Origin of the sequence: Streptococcus sp. HMSC062H02 (genome assembly GCF_001813005.1) — a bacterium.
Classification (GTDB): domain Bacteria; phylum Bacillota; class Bacilli; order Lactobacillales; family Streptococcaceae; genus Streptococcus; species Streptococcus oralis_S.
The window spans coordinates 49,577-74,004 of record NZ_KV811097.1 but is presented as its reverse complement, the minus strand read 5'-3'; the positions used below and the strand labels follow the sequence as shown (position 1 = coordinate 74,004).

25 protein-coding genes, 1 tRNA gene and 1 riboswitch are annotated in these 24,428 nt (G+C 42.0%); of the genes, 5 read left to right on the top strand and 21 right to left on the bottom strand.

Annotation, left to right across the window (positions count from 1 at the left end; all coding sequences use genetic code 11):
• Positions 1-111: 111 nt before the first annotated feature.
• The 5 genes from pheS to HMPREF2885_RS01845 all read right to left on the bottom strand — a co-directional run bounded on the left by pheS (position 112) and on the right by HMPREF2885_RS01845 (position 4,035).
• Positions 112-1,158, bottom strand: coding sequence for a phenylalanine--tRNA ligase subunit alpha (gene pheS / locus HMPREF2885_RS01865; protein ID WP_070656930.1), 1,047 nt, complete (start codon positions 1,156-1,158; stop codon positions 112-114).
• A 311-nt stretch (positions 1,159-1,469) separates the two neighbouring features.
• On the bottom strand, positions 1,470-1,889 hold the full coding sequence (locus tag HMPREF2885_RS01860; RefSeq protein WP_000867350.1) for a hypothetical protein: 420 nt from the start codon (positions 1,887-1,889) through the stop codon (positions 1,470-1,472).
• A 27-nt stretch (positions 1,890-1,916) separates the two neighbouring features.
• Positions 1,917-2,567, bottom strand: a complete 651-nt coding sequence (locus HMPREF2885_RS01855; protein ID WP_049519741.1) for a phosphatase PAP2 family protein — start codon at positions 2,565-2,567, stop codon at positions 1,917-1,919.
• Positions 2,557-3,120 carry an ECF transporter S component gene (locus tag HMPREF2885_RS01850; RefSeq protein WP_049519742.1) on the bottom strand — a complete coding sequence of 188 codons (564 nt, stop codon included), beginning with the start codon at positions 3,118-3,120 and terminating at the stop codon, positions 2,557-2,559. Before HMPREF2885_RS01850 ends, HMPREF2885_RS01855 begins: the two co-directional genes overlap by 11 nt.
• Positions 3,121-3,273: 153 nt before the next feature.
• Positions 3,274-3,491, bottom strand: a riboswitch (FMN riboswitch).
• A gap of 40 nt (positions 3,492-3,531) precedes the next feature.
• Entirely contained in the window at positions 3,532-4,035 is a 504-nt protein-coding gene (locus HMPREF2885_RS01845) for a tRNA (cytidine(34)-2'-O)-methyltransferase (protein WP_049479473.1), read from the bottom strand.
• Between the two features lie 399 nt (positions 4,036-4,434).
• Between HMPREF2885_RS01845 and trkA the strand changes: the two genes are divergently transcribed.
• Complete coding sequence (gene trkA, locus HMPREF2885_RS01835) at positions 4,435-5,784, top strand: Trk system potassium transporter TrkA (protein ID WP_049519744.1); 1,350 nt, start codon at positions 4,435-4,437, stop codon at positions 5,782-5,784.
• A gap of 3 nt (positions 5,785-5,787) precedes the next feature.
• Positions 5,788-7,227: a TrkH family potassium uptake protein gene (locus HMPREF2885_RS01830; protein WP_070656927.1), complete on the top strand. Its 1,440-nt coding sequence runs from the start codon at positions 5,788-5,790 to the stop codon at positions 7,225-7,227.
• Between the two features lie 89 nt (positions 7,228-7,316).
• On the opposite strand, the gene HMPREF2885_RS01825 is transcribed toward HMPREF2885_RS01830, so the two are convergent.
• From HMPREF2885_RS01825 to HMPREF2885_RS01805, 5 genes are all read right to left on the bottom strand, one after another.
• Positions 7,317-8,246 carry an ATP-binding cassette domain-containing protein gene (locus HMPREF2885_RS01825; protein ID WP_001291308.1) on the bottom strand — a complete coding sequence of 310 codons (930 nt, stop codon included), beginning with the start codon at positions 8,244-8,246 and terminating at the stop codon, positions 7,317-7,319.
• Positions 8,247-8,256: 10 nt separating this feature from the next.
• Complete coding sequence (locus HMPREF2885_RS01820; RefSeq protein ID WP_070656926.1) at positions 8,257-9,324, bottom strand: ABC transporter ATP-binding protein; 1,068 nt, start codon at positions 9,322-9,324, stop codon at positions 8,257-8,259.
• Between the two features lie 8 nt (positions 9,325-9,332).
• A complete protein-coding gene (gene oppC / locus HMPREF2885_RS01815; RefSeq protein ID WP_000103692.1) occupies positions 9,333-10,259 on the bottom strand; it encodes an oligopeptide ABC transporter permease OppC in 927 nt (308 codons plus the stop codon).
• Complete coding sequence (locus HMPREF2885_RS01810) at positions 10,259-11,755, bottom strand: ABC transporter permease (RefSeq protein WP_049490242.1); 1,497 nt, start codon at positions 11,753-11,755, stop codon at positions 10,259-10,261. Before HMPREF2885_RS01810 ends, oppC begins: the two co-directional genes overlap by 1 nt.
• A gap of 66 nt (positions 11,756-11,821) precedes the next feature.
• The gene (locus HMPREF2885_RS01805) at positions 11,822-13,801 is read right to left on the bottom strand and encodes a peptide ABC transporter substrate-binding protein (protein ID WP_049479469.1); all 1,980 of its coding nucleotides are present in this window, start codon (positions 13,799-13,801) and stop codon (positions 11,822-11,824) included.
• A gap of 298 nt (positions 13,802-14,099) precedes the next feature.
• Here HMPREF2885_RS01805 and HMPREF2885_RS01800 point away from each other — a divergent pair.
• Positions 14,100-14,170: transfer RNA gene (locus tag HMPREF2885_RS01800), tRNA-Cys, on the top strand.
• Between the two features lie 133 nt (positions 14,171-14,303).
• On the opposite strand, the gene HMPREF2885_RS01795 is transcribed toward HMPREF2885_RS01800, so the two are convergent.
• The 11 genes from HMPREF2885_RS01795 to HMPREF2885_RS01750 all read right to left on the bottom strand — a co-directional run bounded on the left by HMPREF2885_RS01795 (position 14,304) and on the right by HMPREF2885_RS01750 (position 23,093).
• Entirely contained in the window at positions 14,304-15,635 is a 1,332-nt protein-coding gene (locus HMPREF2885_RS01795; protein WP_070656925.1) for a hemolysin family protein, read from the bottom strand.
• Between the two features lie 135 nt (positions 15,636-15,770).
• Positions 15,771-16,595 carry a DNA/RNA non-specific endonuclease gene (locus tag HMPREF2885_RS01790; protein ID WP_070656924.1) on the bottom strand — a complete coding sequence of 275 codons (825 nt, stop codon included), beginning with the start codon at positions 16,593-16,595 and terminating at the stop codon, positions 15,771-15,773.
• 40 nt (positions 16,596-16,635) lie between these two features.
• Positions 16,636-16,830, bottom strand: a complete 195-nt coding sequence (locus tag HMPREF2885_RS01785; RefSeq protein ID WP_000739701.1) for a DNA-directed RNA polymerase subunit beta — start codon at positions 16,828-16,830, stop codon at positions 16,636-16,638.
• Positions 16,817-18,100 (bottom strand): UDP-N-acetylglucosamine 1-carboxyvinyltransferase, encoded by a 1,284-nt coding sequence (gene murA / locus HMPREF2885_RS01780; RefSeq protein ID WP_000411918.1) that lies wholly within the window; start codon positions 18,098-18,100, stop codon positions 16,817-16,819. Before murA ends, HMPREF2885_RS01785 begins: the two co-directional genes overlap by 14 nt.
• Before the next feature lie 23 nt (positions 18,101-18,123).
• Positions 18,124-18,354: a DUF1146 family protein gene (locus tag HMPREF2885_RS09805; protein ID WP_002892633.1), complete on the bottom strand. Its 231-nt coding sequence runs from the start codon at positions 18,352-18,354 to the stop codon at positions 18,124-18,126.
• Between the two features lie 55 nt (positions 18,355-18,409).
• Positions 18,410-19,447, bottom strand: a complete 1,038-nt coding sequence (locus tag HMPREF2885_RS01775; RefSeq protein WP_070656923.1) for a SepM family pheromone-processing serine protease — start codon at positions 19,445-19,447, stop codon at positions 18,410-18,412.
• Entirely contained in the window at positions 19,431-19,919 is a 489-nt protein-coding gene (gene coaD / locus HMPREF2885_RS01770) for a pantetheine-phosphate adenylyltransferase (RefSeq protein ID WP_070656922.1), read from the bottom strand. The genes HMPREF2885_RS01775 and coaD overlap by 17 nt, the downstream gene beginning before the upstream one ends.
• Positions 19,909-20,448 (bottom strand): 16S rRNA (guanine(966)-N(2))-methyltransferase RsmD, encoded by a 540-nt coding sequence (gene rsmD / locus HMPREF2885_RS01765; RefSeq protein ID WP_070656921.1) that lies wholly within the window; start codon positions 20,446-20,448, stop codon positions 19,909-19,911. Before rsmD ends, coaD begins: the two co-directional genes overlap by 11 nt.
• A gap of 64 nt (positions 20,449-20,512) precedes the next feature.
• Complete coding sequence (gene asnA, locus HMPREF2885_RS01760; RefSeq protein WP_000747998.1) at positions 20,513-21,505, bottom strand: aspartate--ammonia ligase; 993 nt, start codon at positions 21,503-21,505, stop codon at positions 20,513-20,515.
• A gap of 109 nt (positions 21,506-21,614) precedes the next feature.
• Positions 21,615-22,298, bottom strand: coding sequence for a Bax inhibitor-1/YccA family protein (locus tag HMPREF2885_RS01755; protein ID WP_001076870.1), 684 nt, complete (start codon positions 22,296-22,298; stop codon positions 21,615-21,617).
• Positions 22,299-22,352: 54 nt separating this feature from the next.
• The gene (locus HMPREF2885_RS01750) at positions 22,353-23,093 is read right to left on the bottom strand and encodes a TrmH family RNA methyltransferase (protein ID WP_008289068.1); all 741 of its coding nucleotides are present in this window, start codon (positions 23,091-23,093) and stop codon (positions 22,353-22,355) included.
• A gap of 33 nt (positions 23,094-23,126) precedes the next feature.
• Between HMPREF2885_RS01750 and HMPREF2885_RS01745 the strand changes: the two genes are divergently transcribed.
• Both HMPREF2885_RS01745 and yidC read left to right on the top strand, forming a co-directional pair.
• Complete coding sequence (locus HMPREF2885_RS01745; RefSeq protein ID WP_070656920.1) at positions 23,127-23,405, top strand: acylphosphatase; 279 nt, start codon at positions 23,127-23,129, stop codon at positions 23,403-23,405.
• A 77-nt stretch (positions 23,406-23,482) separates the two neighbouring features.
• Positions 23,483-24,412: a membrane protein insertase YidC gene (gene yidC, locus HMPREF2885_RS01740; protein ID WP_049479479.1), complete on the top strand. Its 930-nt coding sequence runs from the start codon at positions 23,483-23,485 to the stop codon at positions 24,410-24,412.
• Positions 24,413-24,428: the final 16 nt, after the last annotated feature.

The window sequence follows — 24,428 nt, the reverse complement described above, 5'->3', positions numbered from 1 at the left end:
TTGTAAGATCCCACCAAGTGGTACCTTTTCAATTCCTTTCTTTTTCTTCGAGTCAGTCCTCACCACTCTCATCAAGAGAAAATGACTAGGACTGTGTTTCAGGTTTCAATCTTATTTAAACTGTTCTGAGAAGCGGACATCGCCTTGGTAGAAGCCACGGATATCATTGATTCCGTAACGGAGCATAGCAACACGCTCTTGACCAAGACCAAAGGCAAAGCCAGAGTATACAGTCGCATCGATACCACTCATTTCAAGGACACGTGGGTGAACCATACCGGCACCCATAATCTCGATCCAACCTGTTTTCTTACATACGTTACATCCTTCTCCACCACACTTGAAGCAAGAAACATCCACTTCAACAGATGGCTCTGTGAATGGGAAATAAGATGGACGCAGACGGATCTGACGCTCTTCACCAAACATTTTTTGGACGATCAACTGAAGGGTTCCTTGAAGGTCTGCCATAGAGATGTTTTTCCCAACAACCAAGCCTTCGATTTGGTGGAACTGGTGACTGTGGGTTGCATCGTCCGTATCACGACGGAACACACGTCCTGGTGAGATCATTTTCAAAGGACCTTTAGAAAAATCATGAGCGTCCATAGCACGCGCCTGAACTGGAGACGTGTGAGTACGAAGCAAGATTTCTTCTGTGATGTAGAAAGTATCCTGCATATCGCGAGCTGGGTGATCTTTTGGAAGGTTCATACGCTCGAAGTTATAGTAGTCTTGCTCCACTTCAAAACCATCCACGACTTGGTAACCCATCCCGATGAAAATATCTTCGATTTCTTCACTGGTTTGTGTGAGGACATGACGATGACCAGTCGCAACTGGGCGACCTGGAAGTGTCACATCAATGCTCTCACTTGCTAGTTGAGCTGCGACTTTCTTTTCTTCCAAGAGTTTCGCTGTTTCTTCAAAGGCAGCTGTCAAGACATCACGCGCTTCATTGACGTGTTTCCCGATGATTGGGCGCATCTCAGCAGAAACATCTTTCATCCCTTTGAGGATTTCAGTAAGCGACCCTTTTTTACCAAGGACAGAGACACGCAAGTCTTGCATCTCTTTTTCATTTTCAGCAGTAATCTGCTGCAAGCTAGCCAGCGTTTCTTCACGAAGCGCTTTTAATTGTTCTTCAATAGTTGACATAATTCCTCCATCAGTCCCTCGTAGATAAAAAGAAAACCACATGCCAAAAACTCCACTCGGAGCGTTGACACGCGGTACCATCCGTTTTCATCTGACAAGTCAGACCTTCATTTCTAAATCCATGCGCAAGTGAATTCACCCAGCTCTCATATAGAGAGCTTGCAGTCACGGCTCTCCTCCCTGATATACTTCCCTTGAGTTACTAGTCTTGCGGATTTCTATTCAATTACTACTTAGTTTATCAGATTTTTAGTTAAAAAACAAGTTAGATTAGACTAATTTCAATATAAAAAGGAACAAGACACAATGCATTACCTATTTGTAGGATCTGTTTCACCTGCTTTCCTTTTCAATAAAAGAGTTGCTGCTTGATTAAAACCATCACACCAGTTATACCATTTTGCTTCATACTCATCTTGAGATACGATATGATTTTTTAAATCCAGAACAGAGTAAATCTTTCTTTCCTCACAAGCTTGCGCATAGAGATAATACAGTTCATCGCCACCATCTCTATCCCACTCAGCAGAAATCGTATCCCTACCTGCCAATAAAGCCTGATAAGCCCTGTGATGCCCGTCTGTAATCAACAAGCAGTCTCCGAATGCAAGAACACTGATTGGAGCAACATTGATTATTTCTACCGACTGATAAAGCATCTGGATATCTTGTAACTTCTTTTCTGATAAGTATAGTTGAGTCGGATGGAGATCTGTTATATTGACTTTCATTTCTTTTTCCTCAAAGGAATTTGATGCTCACTTCTGCTTGCCTTTAAATCGCCATTGGAAGCGAAGCTTGTCATAGAAAGGAAATTCGATAAACAAGACTCCCAAGCCCACACAGAAACTGGCAAGAACATCTGATGGATAGTGAACTCCCAGATAGACCCGAGATAGCAGCACACTGACTAGGTAGACCCCAAGGACGATTTGCACAATTTTTCTCCAAACCGGATCTTTAATCCGTTGACTGAGAATGACAATCAAAGTCCCTACCATCAGCGTCACTGCCAGAGAATGCCCGCTTGGGAAGGAAAATCCCTTCTCCTCTACCAAGTGTAAGATAGCTGGTCGTGGGCGCTGGTAAATATTTTTAAAGGTCACAATCAAAAGACCGGCTAAGGCTAGATTGCCCGCCATGAAGTAGCTTTCTATCTTCCACTGCTTACGATAAAAGATAAAGGCTGCGATGGCAACCCAGGTAATGATTACTGGGATATCAATCAAATGCGTAAGGGCACGGAACAGAACCGTTAAATAATCTGGCAAGTCCCCACGAAGGGCAGTCTGAAGCGGTTGATCAAAACCGACCAGCGTTTCAGGATAGAACTTAACCATATAGCCAAGAAGGACGAAAAGTAAAAGGGCAAAACTGCCCTTCATTAAAAATGTTTGTTTATCTCTCATAATGTTTTAAGGTTGGTTTCAAGAGGACGTATAACAACCAGAATGAAACGGCAAAGATTAAACCTTCAATCAGGTTAAAAGGTAAAACCATGGTCATCAAGTAGTTAGAAAGTCCTATAATTTCTCTAATATCAAAGTTGGCAAACTGCGCGTATAAAGGAACCGCATAGACATAGTTGAGAACCAACATGGCAGAAGTCAATCCAATAGTTCCCGCTAGAGATGCTAGTAGGAAACGAAGGGTGCTGCGTTCCTTTTTCCAAATCAAACCAAAGACGATAACAAAAACTCCCAGAGCTACGATATTCATTGGCAAGCCAATGTAAGTATTCACTCCCTGGCTATTGAGAAGCAACTTCAAGAGTGATCGCAACAAGAGAATCCCGAGAGCAGCTGGCAAATCCATGACCACCAAGCCCACAAGGACTGGCAAGATACTAAACTCGATCTTGAGGAAGGTCGCCGCTGGCAAGAGCGGAAAGTCAAAGTACATCAGCACAAATGAAATGGCTGATAAAATCGCAATGGTCGAAAGTCGACGTGTGTTTGTCATAACAGGTTCCTCCAATTTTCTATAAAATCAGAAGAAGTTGGAAAGGATCCCTCTATCTATTCTCACTTTTTATATCCCAAAAGTTCCCCCTCACTCTTTTGAGCAAGCGGTTGCAATTCATCTATAAACTCATCAGAACAGACAAAGCCATTCTTTCGTCTTCTCCCATCCAGACTATACTGTCGGTTGTGGAATCGCACCACATCAGCTTGCGCTCGCGGACTTCTTTAACTAAGATATTTTGGATTAATCTAGGCGTCGCAGTCGAAGATAATACTTGAGTATATCGAGACAAGACAACGAAGAGTAAGCCAGAATAGCTAGTTAAAGTCACCGCCGGTCGGGAATCACACCCAGCCCTGAAGACCCTTTAATCATAACAAAAAACGCTTGCAAGTGCAAGCGTTTTGATTATTTCAATTTATCTGCTTCATAGGTGTGAACAAGCTCAAGACCTGCAAAGTTCTGCTGGCGGAGGGCTTCATAAACAATCATGCATACGGTATTCGAAACATTGAGGCTGCGAACGTGTTCATCGTTCATAGGAATACGGAGAGCCTTCTCAGGATGGTCTCGCATAAAGTCCTCGGGCAAGCCCTTGTCTTCACGTCCAAAGAGAAAATAATGGTCTTCGTCAGTCGATAAATCCACCTCAGAATACACTTTCTCAGCAAATTTCGAAATCAGATAGACTTGTCCTTTCATCTGAGACATGAAATCTTCCAAGCTGTCATAAAAATAAATCTCAAGCTTATCCCAGTAATCCAAACCAGCCCGCTTCATCTTTCGGTCGTCAATGGGAAAGCCCATTGGTTTAATGATGTGGAGGGGAGAATTGGTCGCAGCGCAAGTACGCGCAATGTTACCTGTATTTTGTGGAATCTGAGGCTCGAATAATACAATGTGATTTGTCATGACGGGTTTCCTTTTATCATTGCAAAAAAATAGCCACACTGCCCGGAGTCAAGCTCAGCAAACAGCGTGGTTAAGGCGTCGTTAACTTACCTCACAACAGGTTTGAAGTAAATCAGCGAAACTACTTCCTTAGTATAACACTTTCAGAATCATTGTCAATAGAAACGACTTGATTTTTTTACTTTTTTTGATGATATTTTCATGTTTGGTCATTCCTTTCTGAAAAGGTATGGTAAAAGAGCCAAATCACTTCAAATCAGAGACATTGTTATAGAAGTTAAGCAAATGTATCTTCAAAACTTGAAAAAAGCCTTTCTTCCCCTAAAAATCGCCTTAGAAAGTGCATTTTTTGCTAAAAAAGGGTATGATAGTTACATCATGAAAAAGTAGGTTTTTTATATGAAAATTGTCCTTGTTGGTGGAGGGAAAGTTGGTTTCGCCCTCTGTCGTTCACTGGTTGCAGAAAACCATGACGTTGTCCTCATCGAACAAGATGAGGCTGTCCTCAATCACATTGTCAGTCGCTATGATATCATAGGTCTCCTTGGAAATGGTGCTGACTTTGCCATCTTAGAGCAAGCCGGTGTTCAAGAGTGCGATATCTTTATCGCCCTAACCGAACACGATGAAGTGAATATGATTTCAGCGGTACTTGCTAAAAAAATGGGCGCTAAAGAAACCATCGTTCGGGTGCGAAATCCTGAATACTCTAATGCCTATTTTAAAGAGAAAAATATTCTTGGATTTTCACTTATTGTTAATCCAGAGCTCCTGGCAGCGCGTGCGATCTCAAATATCATTGATTTCCCTAATGCCCTCTCTGTCGAACGATTTGCTGGAGGTCGGGTCAGTCTCATGGAATTTGTTGTCAAGGACTCTAGCGGTCTTTGTCAAATGCCAATCTCAGACTTTCGTAAAAAATTTGGTAACATCATTGTCTGTGCTATGGAGAGGGATCATCAACTGATGATTCCAAGCGGTAATGTTATTATCCAAGACAAGGATAGGATTTTTGTTACGGGAAATCGTGTAGATATGATGCTTTTCCATAACTATTTTAAATCTCGTGCAGTGAAAAGCTTACTTATCGTTGGAGCTGGAAAGATCGCTTATTATCTGCTTGGCATTTTAAAAGACAGTCGCATTGATACCAAGGTCATCGAGATTAATCCTGAAAGAGCTCGTTTCTTCAGTGAAAAGTTCCCCAATCTCTATATTGTCCAAGGAGATGGAACTGCAAAAGACATTTTGCTGGAAGAAAGTGCTCCCCACTATGATGCAGTCGCAACCTTGACTGGAGTTGATGAGGAAAATATCATCACTTCTATGTTTCTTGACCGTGTTGGTGTCCGTAAGAATATCACCAAGGTCAACCGAACAAGCCTTCTAGAGATTATCCACGCACCTGATTTTTCAAGTATCATCACACCAAAAAGCATCGCAGTGGATACCATTATGCACTTTATCCGCGGTCGAGTAAACGCTCAGTACTCAGACCTTCAAGCCATGCACCATCTAGCAAACGGTCAAATTGAAACTCTCCAATTCCAAATCAAGGAAGCTAATAAAATGACTGCCAAACCTCTATCACAGTTGAAATTGAAAAAAGGGGTTCTCATCGCAGCCATTATCCGAAAAGGAAAAACAATCTTCCCTACTGGAGAGGATATGCTTGAGGTGGGAGACAAGTTGCTCGTGACGACCTTATTGCCGAACATCACCAAAATTTATGATTTGATTGAGAGGTAAAAAATGAATAAAAGTATGATTCGTTACCTCCTCTCAAAACTTCTCTTGATTGAGGCTGTTCTCCTCCTAGTTCCTGTTAGTGTAGCGATCTATTACCAAGAATCCAGTCAAGTATTTATCGCTCTCTTTTCTACGATTGGAATTTTAGTACTCCTCGGTGGTCTAGGCATTTTACGGAAACCGAAAAATCAACGGATTTATGCCAAGGAGGGTGTCTTAATCGTTGCCCTCTGTTGGATACTCTGGTCTTTCTTTGGTGGCCTCCCCTTTGTCTTTTCAGGACAAATCCCCAGCATTATCGATGCCTTCTTTGAAATCAGTTCTGGATTTACAACTACAGGAGCAACTATTCTGAACGATGTTTCCGTTCTCACTCGTTCCCTCCTCTTCTGGCGAAGTTTCACCCACTTGATCGGAGGGATGGGGGTACTCGTCTTTGCACTTGCCATTATGGACAATGCTAAGAATAGCCACTTGGAGGTGATGAAGGCTGAGGTCCCTGGACCTGTCTTTGGCAAGGTCGTATCCAAGCTAAAAAACACTGCCCAAATTCTCTATCTGCTTTATCTGGCTCTCTTCTCCCTTTTTGTGGTTATCTACTACTTAGCAGGCATGCCCCTCTATGATAGTTTTGTCATCGCTATGGGAACAGCAGGAACTGGGGGCTTTACCGTCTATAACGACGGAATTGCCTACTACGGTAGCTCACTCATCACCTATCTAGTTAGTATCGGAGTGTTGGTTTTTGGGGTTAACTTCAATCTCTACTACTACCTCATGCTCCGTCGGGTTAAGGCTTTCTTTGGAGATGAAGAACTACGAGCATATATCATCATTGTCCTAGTTTCTACAGGCTTGATTACGCTTAATACACTCCACCTCTACCAAGGTGTCTCTAAAAGTGTTGAAATGGCCTTCTTCCAGGTTTCCAACATCATCACGACAACAGGTTTTGGTTACGGAGATATTACCAACTGGCCCCTCTTCTCCCAATTTATCCTCCTCTTCCTCATGGGAATCGGTGGATCAGCAGGCTCAACTGCAGGTGGTCTTAAGGTGATCAGAGGACTTATCCTCTCTAAAATCGCAAAAAATCAGATTTTGTCCACCTTATCTCCTCACCGTGTTTTGACTCTACACGTCAATAAAACTGTGATTGATAAGGATACCCAGCACAAGATTCTTAAATATTTTGCTATCTATATGATGATCATTCTCTCTCTCATCTTTATCGTCAGTCTTGATAGCAATGATTTTCTAGTCGTGACCAGTGCGGTCTTCAGCTGTTTTAACAATATCGGACCTATTCTAGGTACAACCTCGAGTTTTTCCATCTTTAGTCCCATCTCTAAAATCCTCCTCTCCTTTGCAATGATCGCAGGTCGCTTAGAGATTTACCCAATTTTGCTACTCTTTATGAGACGTACCTGGTCTAAACGCTAATGATAATACAATTCCCCTTTTACAAGCTAGTAGAAGGGGAAATTTTTCTATAAAAAATGAGAAGACCTTTCGGTCCTCTCCTAATTTGTTTATTCTTTAAGAGCTTTCTTGTAACGAGCAAGTTCTGCTTGATTGGCCCAAACATAGTGACCTGGACGAATTTCTACCATAGATGGCTTGTCTGTCTCATAGTCATGTTGGTCAGGATCGTAAACTTTCAAGACCTTCTTGCGTTCCAAGATTGGATCTGGAATCGGTACAGCAGATAGAAGCGCTTGAGTGTATGGGTGGACAGGATTGTTAAACAACTCCTCTGTCTCCGCCACTTCGACGATAACTCCCTTATAGATAACTGCGATACGATCTGAGATAAAGCGAACAACTGACAAGTCATGCGCGATAAAGAGATAAGTCAAGCCCAACTCTTTTTGGAACTTCTTGAGCAAGTTCAAGACTTGCGCACGCACTGATACGTCCAAGGCTGAAATTGGCTCATCCGCAATAACGAAATCAGGTTCCATCACAAGGGCACGGGCAATCCCAATACGCTGGCGTTGACCACCAGAAAACTCGTGTGGATAACGGGTCAAGTGTTCTTTCAAAAGTCCAACTTCATGGATCATCTTTTGAACTTTTTCTTTACGATCTTCTTCATCTTTGAACAGATGGTAGTTGTAAAGACCTTCAGAGATGATATAGTCAACTGTTGCACGCTCATTCAAGCTAGCTGCAGGGTCTTGGAAAATCATCTGGATACGACGGATCAAGTCTGATGATTCCTTATGAGATTTTTTCCCATTAATCTTATGACCATCAAAGATGATCTCACCTTTACTAGTATTATTTAGACCAATAATGGCACGACCAATGGTTGTTTTCCCACTACCAGACTCACCAACAAGAGAGAAGGTTTCTCCCTTGTTGATAAAGAAGTTGGCGTTTTTAACTGCGACAAACTTCTTACTTCCTTCACCGAAGGAAATTTCTAAATCTTTAATTTCTACTAATTTTTCAGACATTTCCTTCCTCCTAGTCTTCTAGATGAGCAAAGCCCATTTTATCACGAATCTTGTCATGCAAATCTGCAATGACTCCAGGTTTTTCAACTTTAGGAGCATTCTCATGAAGCAACCAAGTCTTAGCCCAGTGGGTATCAGTGACTGAAAACTGAGGTGCTTTCTGTTCAAAGTCAATTTGCATCGCATAATCTGAACGAAGGGCAAAGGCATCACCTTTCAACTCAGTATAAAGAGACGGTGGTGTTCCAGGGATAGAGTACAATTCCCCTTTATCATCAGCAAGCTGAGGCAAGCTAGACAAGAGACTCCAAGTATATGGATGGCGTGGATCGTAGAAAACTTCCTCAACAGTACCGTATTCTACAATTTCACCAGCATACATAACCGCTACCTTATCGGCAATACTTGCTACCACACCAAGGTCATGGGTGATAAAGATAATGGTAAAGTGGTACTCATTTTGCAAGGTTTTAAGCAAATCAATAATTTGCGCTTGAATGGTAACGTCAAGGGCCGTTGTTGGCTCGTCACAGATCAAGATATCTGGACGACAGGCAAGGGCAATCGCAATAACGATACGTTGGCGCATCCCTCCAGAATATTGGAAAGGATACTCTTCAAAACGTTTTTCAGCATCTGGAATTCCGACCTTGTTCATATAGTCGATTGCCATCTCTTTGGCTTCCTTAGCTGTTTTCCCTTGGTGTTTAACGATAACTTCAGTGATTTGGCTACCGATTGTATTGATTGGGTCCAAACTTGTCATAGGGTCTTGGAAGATAGTCGCAATTTTAGCACCACGAATTTTCTCCCATTCCTTGTTAGAAGTAAGAGCAGTCAAGTCTTGTCCACGATAGTCGATGCTTCCTTGGGCAATACGTCCATTGTCTTCTAACATCCCTGTAAAGGTTTTTGTTAAAACAGATTTACCAGAACCAGACTCACCTACCAAGGCAAGAACTTCTCCTTCAATCAAGTCTAGAGAAACTCCTCGGATAGCCGTTAGAACTTTGTCACGAACGTCAAATTCCACGACAATATCACGAGCAGTCAAAATTACATCTTTTCCTTTTATCATGTCTACTCCTATCTATGTGTACGTGGATCACTAGCATCCGCTAGGTTTTGACCAACAACGAAAAGAGATAGGGATACCAAGATCAAGGTTGTCAACGGAATCCAGAACAAGTAAGCGTTGGTCGTAACGTTTTGTGAGTAATCTGAGATCAAACGTCCCAAACTTGGCACTGTTACAGGCAATCCCAATCCAAAGAAGGAAAGGAAGGCTTCATAAGAGATAAAACTTGGCAACATCAAGGTCATTGTAGAAACAATAACAGATACCAATTGTGGCATGATGTTTTTAACGATGATTTTAAAGGTTGGTGTTCCAAGTGTTTGAGAAGCAAGGTTGTATTCCAAGTCACGGTAACGCATGATTTGGATACGAATCATATAAGCAATCCCAATCCAAGTTGTCACACTCATTGCAAAAATCAAATTCCAGAAACCAGCACCGATTGAGTAAGTCAAGACAATGACAATCAAGAGAGATGGAATGTTTGAAATAATGTTATAAACTTCCATCATGACACGGTCAACGGATTTTGAAATTCCCCAAATTCCACCAACAATAACCCCAATTACAAGGTTGATAAAAGTTGCAATTACAGAGATGAGGATAGAGTTACGCGCACCAAACCAAACCCCGTCAAACAAGGATTTACCATTGCTATCTGTACCAAACCAATGTTCAGCATTGGGCTTGATAAAACGAGCAGAGAAGTCATTGACCTTACTTACATCGTTGAAGTCAAAATCTGAGAACATTGGGTAAATAAAGCTCATCAAGATAATAGCAACCAAAATTCCTAGCATAAAGACGGTTGATTTTTTCTTTAGAAATTGTCTAAATACAGAACCCCAGTATGAATAGGCAGGAGCATCAATTGTTTCAGAGGCAAAATCGTCACGTTTTACGAACTGAAATTTTTCTTTATCGATTGTTGACATTATTTGCCTCCTTTCTCTGTCAATTTAATACGTGGGTCAAGCATGGTCATCCAGATATCACCTACAAAGAGTGAGAAGATAGAAATACATGTGAAGATGAAGACAAGACCAACTACCATTGAGTTGTTTGATGCCTTAACAGAGTCAATCAACATTTTACCCATACCTGGGAAAGCGAAGACCGTTTCTGTCAATGTTGCACCACCGATAACTCCGATTACGGCACCAGGAATACCTGAAACCAAAGGAACCATGGCATTTTTAAAGATGTGTTTATTTGAAATTTCTTTTTCAGACAAACCTTTTGCACGAGCAAAACGAACGAAGTCCTGAGATTGCAAGTCGATCATGTAACGACGAATCCAGATAGCCGTACTTGGTGCACCCAACAAACCTAGAATAACTGCTGGCAAGACATAAGAACGCCAATCTCCAGCACCCAAAATAGGGAATGAGTCAGGCAGACCAATGGATGATCCAATCAAGCGGACGATATAAACCAAGGCAATCGTTGGAAGTGCAAGCAAGAAGGTTAGAGCACCTGTCGAGAAGCTATCAATCCAAGTATTCTTGTGGCGAGCCATAGCAGATCCAAGTGGAATCGCAATCGCATACGAAATAATCAAACCAATCAAACCAGCAACCGCTGAACTTGCAATCATTGATGGGTATTGGTAATTGCTTTCTGTAGCTGTATATGGATCGTCTTTACCATAGTTGGCTACCTCACGCGCGTCTGCTTGACTTGGAGATTTGTAGGTACGAGAGTAAATATCTACAGATGAAGTCTTTTTACCCATAGGGAATTGAACTTCTGATGTCTTCGTTTGTCCCTGACCTTGTGTGATAACTTGAAGCACTGGTGTGTTTGCATAAGTTGGGTAAGAGTCACCCAAGTTGATGTTCACAAAGTTTTGGTGTACAAATGGGAATTGATTGTTGAAATATAAAAGGTATTTATGTTTTGTACCTGAACCAACCAATGACCAACCAATAGCAGGGTCATTTTCAAAACGAAGATAACGTTGCAAGTTTGGATTTTCAGGGTCTTGAATCTTATTTGGATGATCAATATCAATCAAGTTGGAATAGAATTTGAAAACACGTTCAAAAATCGGAATTTCACGCGTAGCATAGAATTGACCACTTTCTGAGAACACACCGAGTGTCCAACCATTTCCTAGTTGGTTGATGTATTTTTCGTAGATTGCCTTATTGGTATCATTGGCATCCACTGTTACAGATGAGTCCATCGTGCTAGCTCTTTCTTGCAACTCTTTGGTATCGTAGTACTCGATATAGCCCATCCGTTCATAAACGGTATTTTCATAATTATCCCGCTTATCCGGTGTCGTTGCAATCTTGTTATAGTTGGTATCCTGCTTGAAAATCAGTTTTCGAGGAACCATCGTATAGATAATTGTGTAGGTCAAAGTTGTCACCAAGAAAATAGACAACAATGAACGCAATACACGCATAAAAATATATTTCTTCATATCGTTTCCTTTTAAAATCCCAAAAGAACCTTCTCCTCATGGAGAGAAAGTTCTCTTGAGAGTTATTTATTTAACGTGATTAGCCAATTCTTTTTGAACTTTTTCGTTTGATTCTTTTTTCTCTTTGAGCCATTTTTCACGAGCCTGTTCATAATCAGCTTTTGTTACAACCTTATCTTGTAACTGAATATACTTGAAGTATACGTCTGAGCCCTTATCTCCAGATTGACTGTATGATGCAGAGAAAGGCACAACACGAGAAATGATTGGTGCAGCACCACTTGATGACATAGCTGGCAAGAAGAGTGAGCTATCTGTCAACCAAGCTTGGGCAGCCGCATATTTTTCATAACGAACATTCAAGTCACTTGTTTCTTTTCCTGCTTCATCAACTAACTTATCGTATTCTTTCAAACCAACTTGAGCCGCTGCAGCATTATCTGCACCTTCGTAACCCATATAGGTTTTTGTTTGTTCAGCATTCGTTGTTTTCAAGATATCAAGGTAAGTTGATGGATCTTCATAGTCAGGGTTCCATCCAACAGCACCTGAGAGATCCCAATCTTCTGCCGCAGCGCTTGCTGCATAGTATGTAATATTCTGTAGTTCATCTGTAGTGATTTGTTGGATATCGATGACTACGTTTTCTTCTCCAAGTACTGTCTCAACGGATTGTTTGAAGGATTGAATACGTGCGATATAGTTTTTAGATGTTTGGTCTACTGGGATATCCAAGTGGATAGGGAATTTCACACCTTCTGCTTCCAATGCTGTTTTAGCTTTGGCAAATTCAGCTTTGGCTTTATCGGCGTTGAAAAGTCCATCTTGACCATCCGCAAAGTTTACATTCTTCCATTCATCACCGTAAGCAGCCATCTTTTCAGTTACCAAGTCACCGAAAGTTTTTTCGCCTGCAGAGACAAAGTCTGGTTTCACAAAGAGGTTACGAACTGCAAGAGGAGCACCTTCCTTACCGTTAATTTGTGCTGAGTAAGAAGTACGGTCAAAGGCAAAGTTCAAAGCCTGACGGAAGTCCTTGTTAAGAAGGGCTTTCTTAGTAGAAATCTTCTCTTCATCAGTTGTCTTAGAAGTGTATTTGTAACCTTGACGGTCAATATTTACACCCAAACCACCAATACCTGGACCTGATGGAGTGTAGTAGATATTGTCTTTGTATGTTTCTTCTACCTTAGAGTAGTTTGAACTTGTTGGGAAGAGACGGGCATAGCTATAAGCCCCACTTGTAAAGTTACGTTCAATTGATTCTTGATCTGAACCATCATAGTAAGCAAGTGTTACTTTATCAAGATGAACATTGTCTTTGTCCCAATAGTTTTCATTCTTCACAAATTCGATAGATGACTTAGCAGTCAAACCTCTCAGCAAGAATGGTCCATTGTAAAGCAATGATGTAGGGTCAGTCGCTTTACCAAAATCAGATCCTTTTGATTTTTCAAATTCTTCGTTCAATGGCCAGAAGATTGAGTAGGCCAGCTTAGAGTTCCAGTATGGTTCTGGTTTGTTCAAAGTGTATTCAAGGGTGTAATCATCAACTGCTTTTACACCGACTGAAGCAAAATCTTTATTGTTTCCAGCTATATAGTCAGCTAGACCTTTAACTGAATCTTCTGCTAGATACTTAGCTGCTGATTTATTGTCAGCTGCGTGTTTCAAACCATTTACAAAGTCTTTGGCTGTTACTTCAGCATACTCTTCGCCATCAGATGTCATCCATTTGACACCTTTACGAATCTTGTAGGTATAAGTCAAACCATCTTTTGAAACTGACCAGTCTTCTGCAACTGCAGGAACTAAATTCCCATACTTGTCGTTTGTGAAAAGACCATCGATACCATTTGAAGTGGCGACCTTAGTACTTTGTTTCCCTGAAATGAGGTAATCCAACGTTTCTGGGTCAGCTGTATAAACATAGCCATAATTTTTTGGCGCTGTTGAATCAGATGATTTTGAAGAACCGCAAGCAGCTAGTACTCCTGCTGCTAATAAAGCAACACCTGCTGCAACAAATACTCTACTTTTTTTCATGTTTTTAACTCCTCTTGAAAAATTTAGGCTTATTGGAAATTATAACATATATTTTTTAAAAAGTAAACGAATTTTCAGAATATTTAGGCGCATTTCCTCAAAAAACTTCTATTTGTCAAAATTTCTGCATTCTTTGTTTGTTTCTTCAAGAAATACTTTCTAGTCTGATCTTCTTTAGAAAGGGATTTTTACAAGCTTTTTCTCACTTCTTCGATCATCATCTGTTTTCCTAAATTGGATTTTAGAATAAGAAACTATTGACGGGAAATGATTTTCAAGGTATAATAATAAACGTTGAGGCGGTATAGCCAAGTGGTAAGGCACGGCTCTGCAAAAGCTTGATCGTCGGTTCAAATCCGTCTACCGCCTTTCAGTTCCTGAATTAACAGGAATTAACCAAATGAAAAGCTCGTAAAACCGGGCTTTTTTATTATTCCTAATAAGTGGGGACAACTGAACCTACCATCTAGATTTACAAAAAGCAGTGACTCAAGTCACTGCTTTATTCTGTTTCTTCTTCAGGTTCTAGTTCTGTGATTTGAACTTTTACCTTGGTAACACGTCCATTTTTCACTTTATCGTTGGTCAGGACGATTTGTTTGTTTTGACTGACCAGTTGGTAACTGATTTTCTCAGTGGTTGGAATGGTTCCTACTCCAGTTAGATAGTAGCCTGCGATGGTATCCACATCATCGCTTTCTAGTTCGACACCAAAGTAATTATTGAAGTCGTTAAGATTCATGGTTCCCTGTGCAATATAGGTGTCCTCACCGATTTGATGGACTTCGATTTCTGCTCGGTCTGTCTCGTCATCAATCTCACCGACAATCTCCTCCAGCAGGTCTTCCAGTGTGACCAGTCCAGCCATACCACCATATTCATCGAGCAAAATGGCCATTTGTCTTTGGGTATTTCGCAATTCTTTTAGCAAGTCATCCACAAAAATAGTTTCAGGAACAAAGAGTGGATCTTGTAAGATCTTCTTCCAGACAATATTTTCAAAGCCATCTGCATAGGCGGCGTTTAGCAAACGCTTGGTATGAATCAAACCAATCACATTGTCCTTATCCCCATCGTAAACAGGGATACGTGAGAAATTTTGCTTTAGAATACTTTGGATAATGGTTTGACTGTCATCCTGAATATCTACCATAAAGGCATCTGTACGAGGCACCATTAGCTCACGAGCCATTAGTTCATCTAGAGAAAAGATCCCCTGTAGCATTTCAATTTCATCTGCATCCAGTGTTTCTTCGCTCTTAGTCAACATGTACTCAATTTCATCTCGAGTCATTTTTTCATCCGCATCATCAAAGGTCATTGGCGTTAAACGACTCAAGAGATTGGTTGAAGCAGATAACAACCAGACAAAGGGACTGACAATCTTCCCAAGACCAATAATAATTGGTGCTGTTCGAATTGCCAAAGCATCTTTGAGATTGAGGGCAATCCGTTTAGGATAGAGTTCACCAAAAACAATAGAGATGTAGGTCAAGAATGCCAAAGAGAGGAGGCTTGCAATGGCATAAGCTGTTTCACTATTTCCTATCCAAGATGCGATTTCGCGTCCTAGCGTTTCTGCTAAACTAGCCCCTGACAAGATGGTAATTAACGTGATACCAACTTGAATTGTTGATAAAAAGTGGTTAGGATTTTCAAGTACCTTTAACAAACGAACGTAACGTTTGTCTCCCTCTTCTGCCTTTTGCTCCACTCGGGAACGGTTTAGTGACACCATAGCCATTTCAGTGGCTGAGAAAAAAGCATTTAACAGGGTCAAGATAAATAACAATACAAACTGTAGCAACAAATTCTGACTGCTCGGGTCTTCCATAGTCCTTCTCCTAAAATAGTATCTTGTGTTCCATTATATCATAAAATCCCTCAGGATTCACATTATTTTTCATTTAAAGAACAACTCCCCTGCCTCTAGAAGACAAAGGAGCTGTTTTTATAGTATCTATTGTTTCTAATCCGTCACTGTTACTTGCCCTGTTCGGTAATCAAGCTGGATTCCCTTTTGAACATTGGGGATTAGGACATTGAATTCCAATTCGCCATCTGAAGACTTGGCTTCGATTTGTGAAGCGGATGGAACTAGGTCCTCATTTGTCGCATAGTGAAGCGTCACCCGATAACGGACCCTCTTATTTTGGTCCAAGGCTTTTCTGACCAAACTCTCATAGTAGTTCTGACCTGTCGAATCTTCAGCCTGTGCTTGGTTTGCCCAAGCTGTCTGGACTGCAATGTTCTTGGGATTGCTAGTAGAGGCATCAAAACCATCCAGACCTCCTATCAAGGCATAGCCCAGCAGGTGTCCTCTATCGACTGCATGTGTATAGGCTCCCTTTAGATTCTTGACCTGATGCCATCCTGGTGGCGTCCAAGAGGTTGAGCCGTTGCCTGTTTCTTCACGATTCTTATACTGCCGAGTCGCTTTGGATAAGATGGCATTGGCAACAGTTGGAACTGTTTCTTTTCCCACTGTCTTTGTTTTATTATCCGCATAGGGTTTGCTTGAAACCTTGGCATCTAGATTGGTTTTATTGCCATTGACAATGAAGGCCCCTGCTCCATTCCACTCGAGCTCCCCTTTGATTTGGTTTTTGATTGACTCAGTTAAAACACTTTCAGCCAACTCCTGACTGGGAGCTTCTGAAGCTTGTTTTTTCTGACTAACCTTGGTTCTAGGGGTGTTTGGCGCTGACTGCATCTGCTTGATGTAGTAGCTTCCAGCAGCCAAGAGTAAGAATAGAAGTAACCCTATCAGAGCTTGTCTTGTTTTTTTGTCCATTTTTCTCCTTATTTCTTTAGAAAAAGACTGGTCTCCCAGTCTAATTTCCTGTAAATTTGCTAATCAATTCCTGCCACTTTGCTGGAGACAAGATTGCCCATGGATCCTGTCCCTTTCCTAGGATGCCATAGCCAACCATCAAGCCGATTCCTAAAGCCAGAAAGCCAAGCAATAGTACGATAAAAATCAACAGTAAACGACGGAGTACATAGCGTAAGTTTTTATTCTTCTTCATCATTTGCCTCGATTCGCTGAATCTTCGCTCCTAGCTGAGCCAATTTCTCATGGAAACGGTAGTAACCTCTATCAAGGTGGACTAACTTACCGACAACTGTTTCTCCCTGTGCCACCAAACCTGTCAAAATCAAAGCAGCACTGGCGCGAAGGTCCGTTGATAAAACTTCTGCCCCCTGTAAAGCTTGTCCCCCAACAATACGAGCTGTGTCACGGATAATCTCTGAATGCAAGCCCATACGGCGCATTTCCTCCAAGTGTTGGAAGCGATTCTCAAACACCGTTTCCACCATGGTGGATTCCCCTTTTGCGACTGTCATCAGGGCTGTAAATTGTGCCTGCATATCTGTTGGGAATCCTGGGTGCGGTAAGGTTTTTACATGAACAGCCTTGAGATTTTCAAGTTGAGAACGAACACGGATACCTTCTGATTCCTCTGTCACTTCAACACCCATTTCAAGTAGTTTTGAAATCAAGGGGCGATTGTGTTCCCAGACGGCATCACGAACGAGAACATCGCCACCTGTCATAGCTGCCGCTACCATAAAGGTTCCGGCTTCTATACGGTCCTGTACCACATTATGAGTTGTTCCATGGAGTTCCTCAACACCAGTTACTGTAATTGTTTCAGTACCAGCTCCCTTGACCTTGGCTCCCATTTCATTAAGAAGGATAGCAAGGTCAACAATTTCCGGCTCACGCGCAGCATTTTCAATGACAGTCACTCCATCCGCTAGAGTCGCTGCCATCATGAGGTTTTGTGTTGCGCCAACACTAGGAAAGTCCATGTAGATATGAGCGCCATGCAGGCGTTCTGCCTTGGCTTCGATGTAACCAGCTGTCTGGGTAATCTTTGCCCCCATAGCTTCCAAACCTTTGAGGTGGAGGTCAATGGGACGACTCCCGATAGTGCACCCTCCTGGCATGGATACCTTGGCATGACCTACACGAGCAAGGATTGGTCCCAAGACAACGATCGATGCACGCATCTTGCTGACATACTTGTATGGAGCTTCCTCCGTGATATCACCAGTCGCATCGACCTCGACAACATGTGCTTCCTCATCAAAGTCCACCTTGGCATTCAGACCTCGAACCACTTGATTCATGGTGAAAACATCTGACAAGATTGGGACATTCTGCAAGACTGTCTTACCCTTGCTTGCTAGAATAGTCGCTGCCAACAAGGGCAAGACTGCATTCTTTGCTCCCTCGATCGTCACACTCCCGACCAGACGATTATCCCCGCCTTGAACCACAATTTTTTCCATAGTTGTTTCCTTTACTTTTGATTTTATAATAGTCCTCTAAGTGCTTCTTGCCACAGTTGGTACAAACTGATAAAGAATGAACTCAAGATGTAGCCCATTACAATACTAAAGAAGCCTACCAACAAACGAACTTTTTTTGTGTTAGTAGCGGTCACTTTTAAAACCTTTTCCCATCTCACAAGATCCTTCAAAAGGTAAAAACTCAAATAAATAAAGAGTATATGACTACTTAGAGTGAATAATAATTGAACCATTTGACTATTATACCATCTTATCCGCTTGCGCGCTAGTTTTCGATTTTTCTACGAATTAGGGATTGTTTTTAAGGTAATCAATCGCATCCTGCAAGGTCTTAACGGGAACGATTTTCATCTCTGTTTTGATTGTTTTAGCAGCTTCTAGGGCTGTTTCATAGTTGCTTTTCGCATTGGGATCCGCTTTTTTTGCTTCCTCGGTGACTGGATTGTCAGGGGCAAAAAAGATGTTGGCTCCCTGACGAGAGGCTGCCACCACTTTTTTGTCAATTCCACCGATCTCACCAACATTCCCATCACGATCAATAGTTCCCGTTCCCGCAACGACGCGACCATTACGAAGTCCTGGATCTGCTATCTGGGTGTAAATAGCGAGACTAAACATGAGACCGGCGCTTGGCCCGCCGATACCAGCTGTTGAAAAGCGAATCGGAACATCACTGGTCACTTCCGTACGGTCAATCAAGCCAATCCCAATCCCGTTTTTCCCGTTTTCGAGAGTGATAATTTTACCTTCTGCAGACTTGACTTTTCCGTCTTCCTCATAGGTTACCTTGACCGTGTCTCCTAATTGTTGAGAATTGACATAGTCGACCAAGTCTTTTGAACTGTCAAATGTTTTGTCATTAACAGCCGTCACGGTGTCTGCTATGTTCAGAATGCCCTTAAAAGTTGAATTGTCCGTCACGGTCAAGACATAAACTCCCAGATACTTGAGTTCGATATCCTTTCCAGCCGTCTTCAATCCTTGATACTTGGCCATGTTTTGGGACGTTTGCATGTAGAACTGATTGATCCGCATAAATTCTGCATCAGTAGAGCCACCCGTAGTCTCCTTGGCACTTCTAATATCTGTGAAAGGTGTTAACCAAGCATAGACAAGATGCGATAGGGTTGCGTGTCGAATACCGACTGTTACAAACTGGTAAGCTCCTGCTTCTGTGTCTTCTGTTTCATTGACTTTCAAAACGCGACGAATATCTTCCGCTCCACCTGGAACTTCTATGTAGTAAGGTAAAGGTACTACAAAGGCTAAAAAAGTCAATACTAGTGCTAGGATGACATATAAGGGCCATCTAGTTTTTTTCTTCATGTTCTAATTCCTCCACAACACTGTTTGGGACATATTGCTGAATCTCCTGACCAAACTTCAGAAGTTCTCTCACGGCCGAAGAGCTGATATAAAGATGCTCTGGGTGGCTATATAGGTAAATGGTTTCGATTTCTGGAGCCAGTTGATGATTGTAGTAGTCAAAGCTAGACTCGTATTGCAAGTCGGTGGTATTTCGCAAGCCACGGACAAGGGTCTTAGCACCCAGTCTTCTTGCAACATCAACGACTAGTTGATCATGAGAAGCCAGCACCTCTACATTATCTAAATGCGCCACCGCTTTTTCGACTGCCCGTTTGCGGTTTTCAACAGGGAGAAAGCCTTGTTTGTGGGGATTGTAGAACACCCCGACATAGAGCTTATCAAAGAGTTTGCTGGCACGTTCAATGATATCCAGATGTCCATTTGTCATAGGATCAAATGAACCTGTAAATAATCCAATTTTATCTGACATAGACCGTCACCTTACTAATCCCATATATTTTTTCCTTCCAGATACCTAAGCAGGCGATTTCTTCTGGTAGTTCTACAGACTTATCGGTTTCACAGACAACCATGATCTCTTCGGAGAAAAGGTTTCTTTCTGCCATTTTTTCGATATCTGCAACGATTTGTTCCTTGGCATAGGGAGGGTCTAAAAAGACCAGGTCAAAGGGACCTTTCACTTGCTCCAAGGCTCGGTCAGCCTCCATCTTTAAGAACTGAAATTTGGAAGCTTCCTTGGTCATTTGGATATTTTCAGCGATGACAGCTTGTGCCTTTCGATCCCGTTCCACTAAGACAGCATGGGACATCCCACGCGAGACTGCCTCAATGGATAAGCCACCACTGCCAGCATAGAGATCCAAAACACGACCACCCTCAAAATAGGGACCTATCATGTTAAAGATAGCTCCACGCACCTTATCTGATGTCGGCCTCGTCGTCTTGCCTTCTAGCGTCTTGAGGGGACGCCCTCCGTAGATTCCTGATACGATTTTCATACCGTTTATTATACCAAATTATAGGCAAAAAGAGAAAGAAAACCGAACCTTGCGGTTCGATTCTCTACAAAATATTTTCGTACGTATCGCGAACTTCTTGAGGCCAAACACTGGTCTGAACCTCTCCGATGTGTTTCTTACGAAGAAGGAACATGGCCATCCGAGACTGTCCGATCCCTCCACCGATTGTCAGTGGAAAAAGGCCGTTAAGCAGGGCTTTATGCCATTCCAGCTCAAGACGATCTTCGTCTCCTGTAAGAGCCACTTGGCGACGAAGGGTATCCTCATCTACCCGAATCCCCATTGATGAAAGTTCAAAGGCACAACCAAGAGATTCGTTCCAAACGAGAATATCGCCATTCAACCCCTTGTAGCCATTTTCAGACTCTGTTGTCCAGTCATCGTAGTCAGGTGCACGGCCATCATGAGGTTTTCCGTCAGGCAACTCGCCACCGATACCAATCAAGAAGACTGCACCAAACTCTTTACAGATTGCATTTTCACGCTCTTTTGGTGTCAAGTCTGGGTAACGTTCTACCAACTCTTCTGTATGGATAAAGGTGATTTGCTTTGGCAAGATGGATTCGATATCATAGCGGGCTTCTACGGCTAGCTCTGTCAGACGAATAGCCTTGTAAATCTTCTCAACGGTTTCTTTGAGATAGGCGATATTGCGTTGACCATTTGGGATAACCTTCTCCCAGTCCCACTGGTCCACATAAACTGAGTGGGTCGCATCAAGCGAATCTTCGTCTGGACGAAGGGCCTTCATGTGAACAAATAGACCCTCCCCTTCACCGAAACCAAAACGAGCCAAGGTGTGGCGTTTCCATTTGGCAAGTGAGTGAACGACTTCATAGGTTTCATCTGGAATCTGCAAAACCTTGACAGATACTGGATTTTCGACACCTGACAGGTTGTCCTGCATCCCATCTCCGACCTTGCTCAAGATAGGACCTTGAACTTCAACAACTTCTAACTTATCTTTCAAATACTGGGTAAAGGTATTTTTAACAAAGGAAATTTCTTCTTGTTGATGAATAAAACTTTTCTTCATAAACAGCTCCTCAAAAATTAGTTAAAAGCATTATACACCTATTTCCAAGAAAAGAAAAGAGTAAATAAGAAAAAGTCAGTGCTCTTTTGAACACTGACTCTGACATTCATTAATCGTTTCGACCAAAGATTCGTAAGATGCTAAGGAAGAGGTTGATAAAGTCTAGGTAGATGCTAAGCGCCATTGAGATGACCCATCCTGTCGCTACTTGTCCTCGTGACTGTTCATAAACATAGCGAATCTTTTGGTTATCCCAAGCAATCAAACCTGAGAAGACCAAGACCATGGCAATACTAATCATGTAGTCAAAGAAGCTATTGGCTAAAAATAGATTCACAACCATGGCAATGATGAGACCAACAAGCGCCGCCATCAAAGCTCGGCCCATTCCACTCAAATCTTTCTTAGTGAAAATTCCGATTGCCGCCATGACAAAGAAGAGAAGGGCGCTGGATACAAAGGCTGATAAGACGGTCCCAGGTGTATAGAAGGCTACGACAAAGCTAAGGGTAAAACCATTTAAAACAGAATAAACTAAAAATACTGGGAGAGCTGCTGGGCTATTTTTTGCAGCCATGCTACTTGCAACAAAGACTAGAGCAAGTTCTGCAAAAGTTGCAATCATCAACCAGAGACGGCCATGCATTAAAAAGTAGACTAATTGGGACTGAAAGACTGTCAACATCAAAGCTGACACGAGAGCCGATAGACCAATCCCAAGTCCCACAAAAGCATAAACCTTAGCGTAAAATTGATTAAGACCTGAACGTTCTTGAATAATCGTTTGATTCATTCTGATTCTCCTTTTTCTATAAATATGTCTTGATTATAACAAAGATTTTATAAATTAGCTAAAATAAAACATCAAAATTCCTGCTGCAACTGCTACGTTGAGACTTTCTGCTCGGCCTTTCATGCCAATATGAACCAGCTGATCAGCACTCTCAGCCATGACAGAACTAATCCCCTGCCCTTCATTTCCCATGACTAAAACAAAGTTCTCTAGTGAAGAAAGCTCACGATAATCCTTTGACTCTCTCGATAAGGTCGTTGCCAGAATGGGCAAATTGCTCTTCTTTGCCTCTTCTACAAAGCTGACAAGAGGCATACGATAGATAGGCAAATGAAAATGACTTCCTTGCATGGAACGCAGGGTCTTGAGACTGTATATATCTGCTGACTTGTCTGAAACAATAACCCCTGTAAAACCTGCCGCATCCGCCGTCCGAATCATGGTGCCCACATTACCAGGATCTTGAACATCCTCTAAAAATAGATACTTGCCCTGATGGAGATCAGGCAGTCCCACTTCTTCTTTTTGAATCACTGCAACAATGCCTTGAGGAGTTTGCGTATCTGCCAAATCTAGCAAAATCTCCTCTGAAACCCAAATAGTTTGAGGAAAAGCAACTAGCTGATCTCGGTAACTTTCTAGGGCAAAGACCTTTTCAATCGTCACTCCTGCTTGAACAGCTTCTTCGAATAAGTGCCAGCCTTCAATCAAATAAGCAGACTTTCGATATTTTTTTTGATGTAATTTCTTGGCATTTTTTACCACAGAATTGGCTTTTGAGGTTATAATAGTCATAGAAATATTATAACACAATCAAAGGGGTTTGGTATGCAAAAGGTTAGAATGATTGCCCAAGGCAGGGTGCAGGGTGTTGGTTTTCGTTGGGGTGTTGTTACTTTAGCTCTTGAAATCGGTGGCATCACTGGTCGTGTCTGGAATAACGACGATGGCACAGTGGAAATTCTTGCTCAGGCAGACTCCTCTACCACTATGGCAAAATTTATCCAAGAAATCCGAAAAGGTCCGACACCTTTTTCAAAAGTTACCTATCTAGATGTACAAATGAGCAACTTTTCATCCTATTCGGACTTCAAAGTCGCAAATTAGGTCTCTAGAACTATTGTATATTTTACAAAAAAACAGTAGAATAGAAAGGTATAATTTTTAAAGAAGGAATGAAAACATTGAAATCTATTAAACGTTTTGCCCTCTCTGCTATGGGAGTGGCTATGCTACTCGTCTTGACAGGCTGTGTCCAAGTAGACAAAGCCACAGGACAACCTACAGGATTGATTTGGAATACCATCGGAGCACCTATGGCTGAAGCTATCAAGTACTTCGCTACTGATAAAGGTCTAGGCTTTGGTGTGGCTATCATCATCGTAACCATCATCGTGCGCTTGATTATCTTGCCACTTGGTATCTACCAATCATGGAAGGCAACGCTTCACTCTGAAAAGATGAATGCCCTCAAACACGTGCTTGAACCACATCAAACACGTCTCAAAGAAGCAACCACTCAAGAAGAAAAACTAGAAGCACAACAAGCTCTCTTTGCAGCTCAGAAAGAACATGGCATTAGCATGTTCGGTGGTGTAGGATGTTTCCCTATCCTCATTCAAATGCCTTTCTTCTCTGCTATCTACTTTGCAGCCCAATACACTGACGGGGTAGCTAGCTCTACCTTCTTGGGTATCGATCTTGGTTCACCAAGTCTGCTCCTTGTCGCTTTCGCTGGTATCCTCTACTATCTCCAATCACTTCTTTCACTTCATGGAGTAGAAGACGAGATGCAAAGAGATCAACTAAAAAGAATGATTTACGTGAGTCCACTCATGATTGTCGTCTTCTCCCTCTTCGCACCAGCCAGTGTGACGCTTTACTGGGTTGTCGGTGGTTTCATGATGATTCTCCAACAGTTCATCGTTAACTATGTTGTTCGTCCAAAACTCCGCAAAAAAGTTCGTGAAGAATTTGCAAAAAACCCACCAAAAGCAAGTTCATTTTCAACTGGAGGCGGACGCAAAGATGTCACTCCAAACCAAGCAACTGCGATCATGACTAATAAGAAACATAAAAAACGCAATGCTGGTAAACAACATTCTAGAAAATAAGAAAAAGGCTTAGCTG

Coding starts and splice junctions, on each gene's coding strand:
- pheS (WP_070656930.1), bottom strand. CDS start 1,158: ATGTCAACTATTGAAGAACAATTAAAAGCGCTTCGTGAAGAAACGCTG.
- HMPREF2885_RS01860 (WP_000867350.1), bottom strand. CDS start 1,889: ATGAAAGTCAATATAACAGATCTCCATCCGACTCAACTATACTTATCA.
- HMPREF2885_RS01855 (WP_049519741.1), bottom strand. CDS start 2,567: ATGAGAGATAAACAAACATTTTTAATGAAGGGCAGTTTTGCCCTTTTA.
- HMPREF2885_RS01850 (WP_049519742.1), bottom strand. CDS start 3,120: ATGACAAACACACGTCGACTTTCGACCATTGCGATTTTATCAGCCATT.
- HMPREF2885_RS01845 (WP_049479473.1), bottom strand. CDS start 4,035: ATGACAAATCACATTGTATTATTCGAGCCTCAGATTCCACAAAATACA.
- trkA (WP_049519744.1), top strand. CDS start 4,435: ATGAAAATTGTCCTTGTTGGTGGAGGGAAAGTTGGTTTCGCCCTCTGT.
- HMPREF2885_RS01830 (WP_070656927.1), top strand. CDS start 5,788: ATGAATAAAAGTATGATTCGTTACCTCCTCTCAAAACTTCTCTTGATT.
- HMPREF2885_RS01825 (WP_001291308.1), bottom strand. CDS start 8,246: ATGTCTGAAAAATTAGTAGAAATTAAAGATTTAGAAATTTCCTTCGGT.
- HMPREF2885_RS01820 (WP_070656926.1), bottom strand. CDS start 9,324: ATGATAAAAGGAAAAGATGTAATTTTGACTGCTCGTGATATTGTCGTG.
- oppC (WP_000103692.1), bottom strand. CDS start 10,259: ATGTCAACAATCGATAAAGAAAAATTTCAGTTCGTAAAACGTGACGAT.
- HMPREF2885_RS01810 (WP_049490242.1), bottom strand. CDS start 11,755: ATGAAGAAATATATTTTTATGCGTGTATTGCGTTCATTGTTGTCTATT.
- HMPREF2885_RS01805 (WP_049479469.1), bottom strand. CDS start 13,801: ATGAAAAAAAGTAGAGTATTTGTTGCAGCAGGTGTTGCTTTATTAGCA.
- HMPREF2885_RS01795 (WP_070656925.1), bottom strand. CDS start 15,635: ATGGAAGACCCGAGCAGTCAGAATTTGTTGCTACAGTTTGTATTGTTA.
- HMPREF2885_RS01790 (WP_070656924.1), bottom strand. CDS start 16,595: ATGGACAAAAAAACAAGACAAGCTCTGATAGGGTTACTTCTATTCTTA.
- HMPREF2885_RS01785 (WP_000739701.1), bottom strand. CDS start 16,830: ATGAAGAAGAATAAAAACTTACGCTATGTACTCCGTCGTTTACTGTTG.
- murA (WP_000411918.1), bottom strand. CDS start 18,100: ATGGAAAAAATTGTGGTTCAAGGCGGGGATAATCGTCTGGTCGGGAGT.
- HMPREF2885_RS09805 (WP_002892633.1), bottom strand. CDS start 18,354: ATGGTTCAATTATTATTCACTCTAAGTAGTCATATACTCTTTATTTAT.
- HMPREF2885_RS01775 (WP_070656923.1), bottom strand. CDS start 19,447: ATGAAGAAAAAAACTAGATGGCCCTTATATGTCATCCTAGCACTAGTA.
- coaD (WP_070656922.1), bottom strand. CDS start 19,919: ATGTCAGATAAAATTGGATTATTTACAGGTTCATTTGATCCTATGACA.
- rsmD (WP_070656921.1), bottom strand. CDS start 20,448: ATGAAAATCGTATCAGGAATCTACGGAGGGCGTCCCCTCAAGACGCTA.
- asnA (WP_000747998.1), bottom strand. CDS start 21,505: ATGAAGAAAAGTTTTATTCATCAACAAGAAGAAATTTCCTTTGTTAAA.
- HMPREF2885_RS01755 (WP_001076870.1), bottom strand. CDS start 22,298: ATGAATCAAACGATTATTCAAGAACGTTCAGGTCTTAATCAATTTTAC.
- HMPREF2885_RS01750 (WP_008289068.1), bottom strand. CDS start 23,093: ATGACTATTATAACCTCAAAAGCCAATTCTGTGGTAAAAAATGCCAAG.
- HMPREF2885_RS01745 (WP_070656920.1), top strand. CDS start 23,127: ATGCAAAAGGTTAGAATGATTGCCCAAGGCAGGGTGCAGGGTGTTGGT.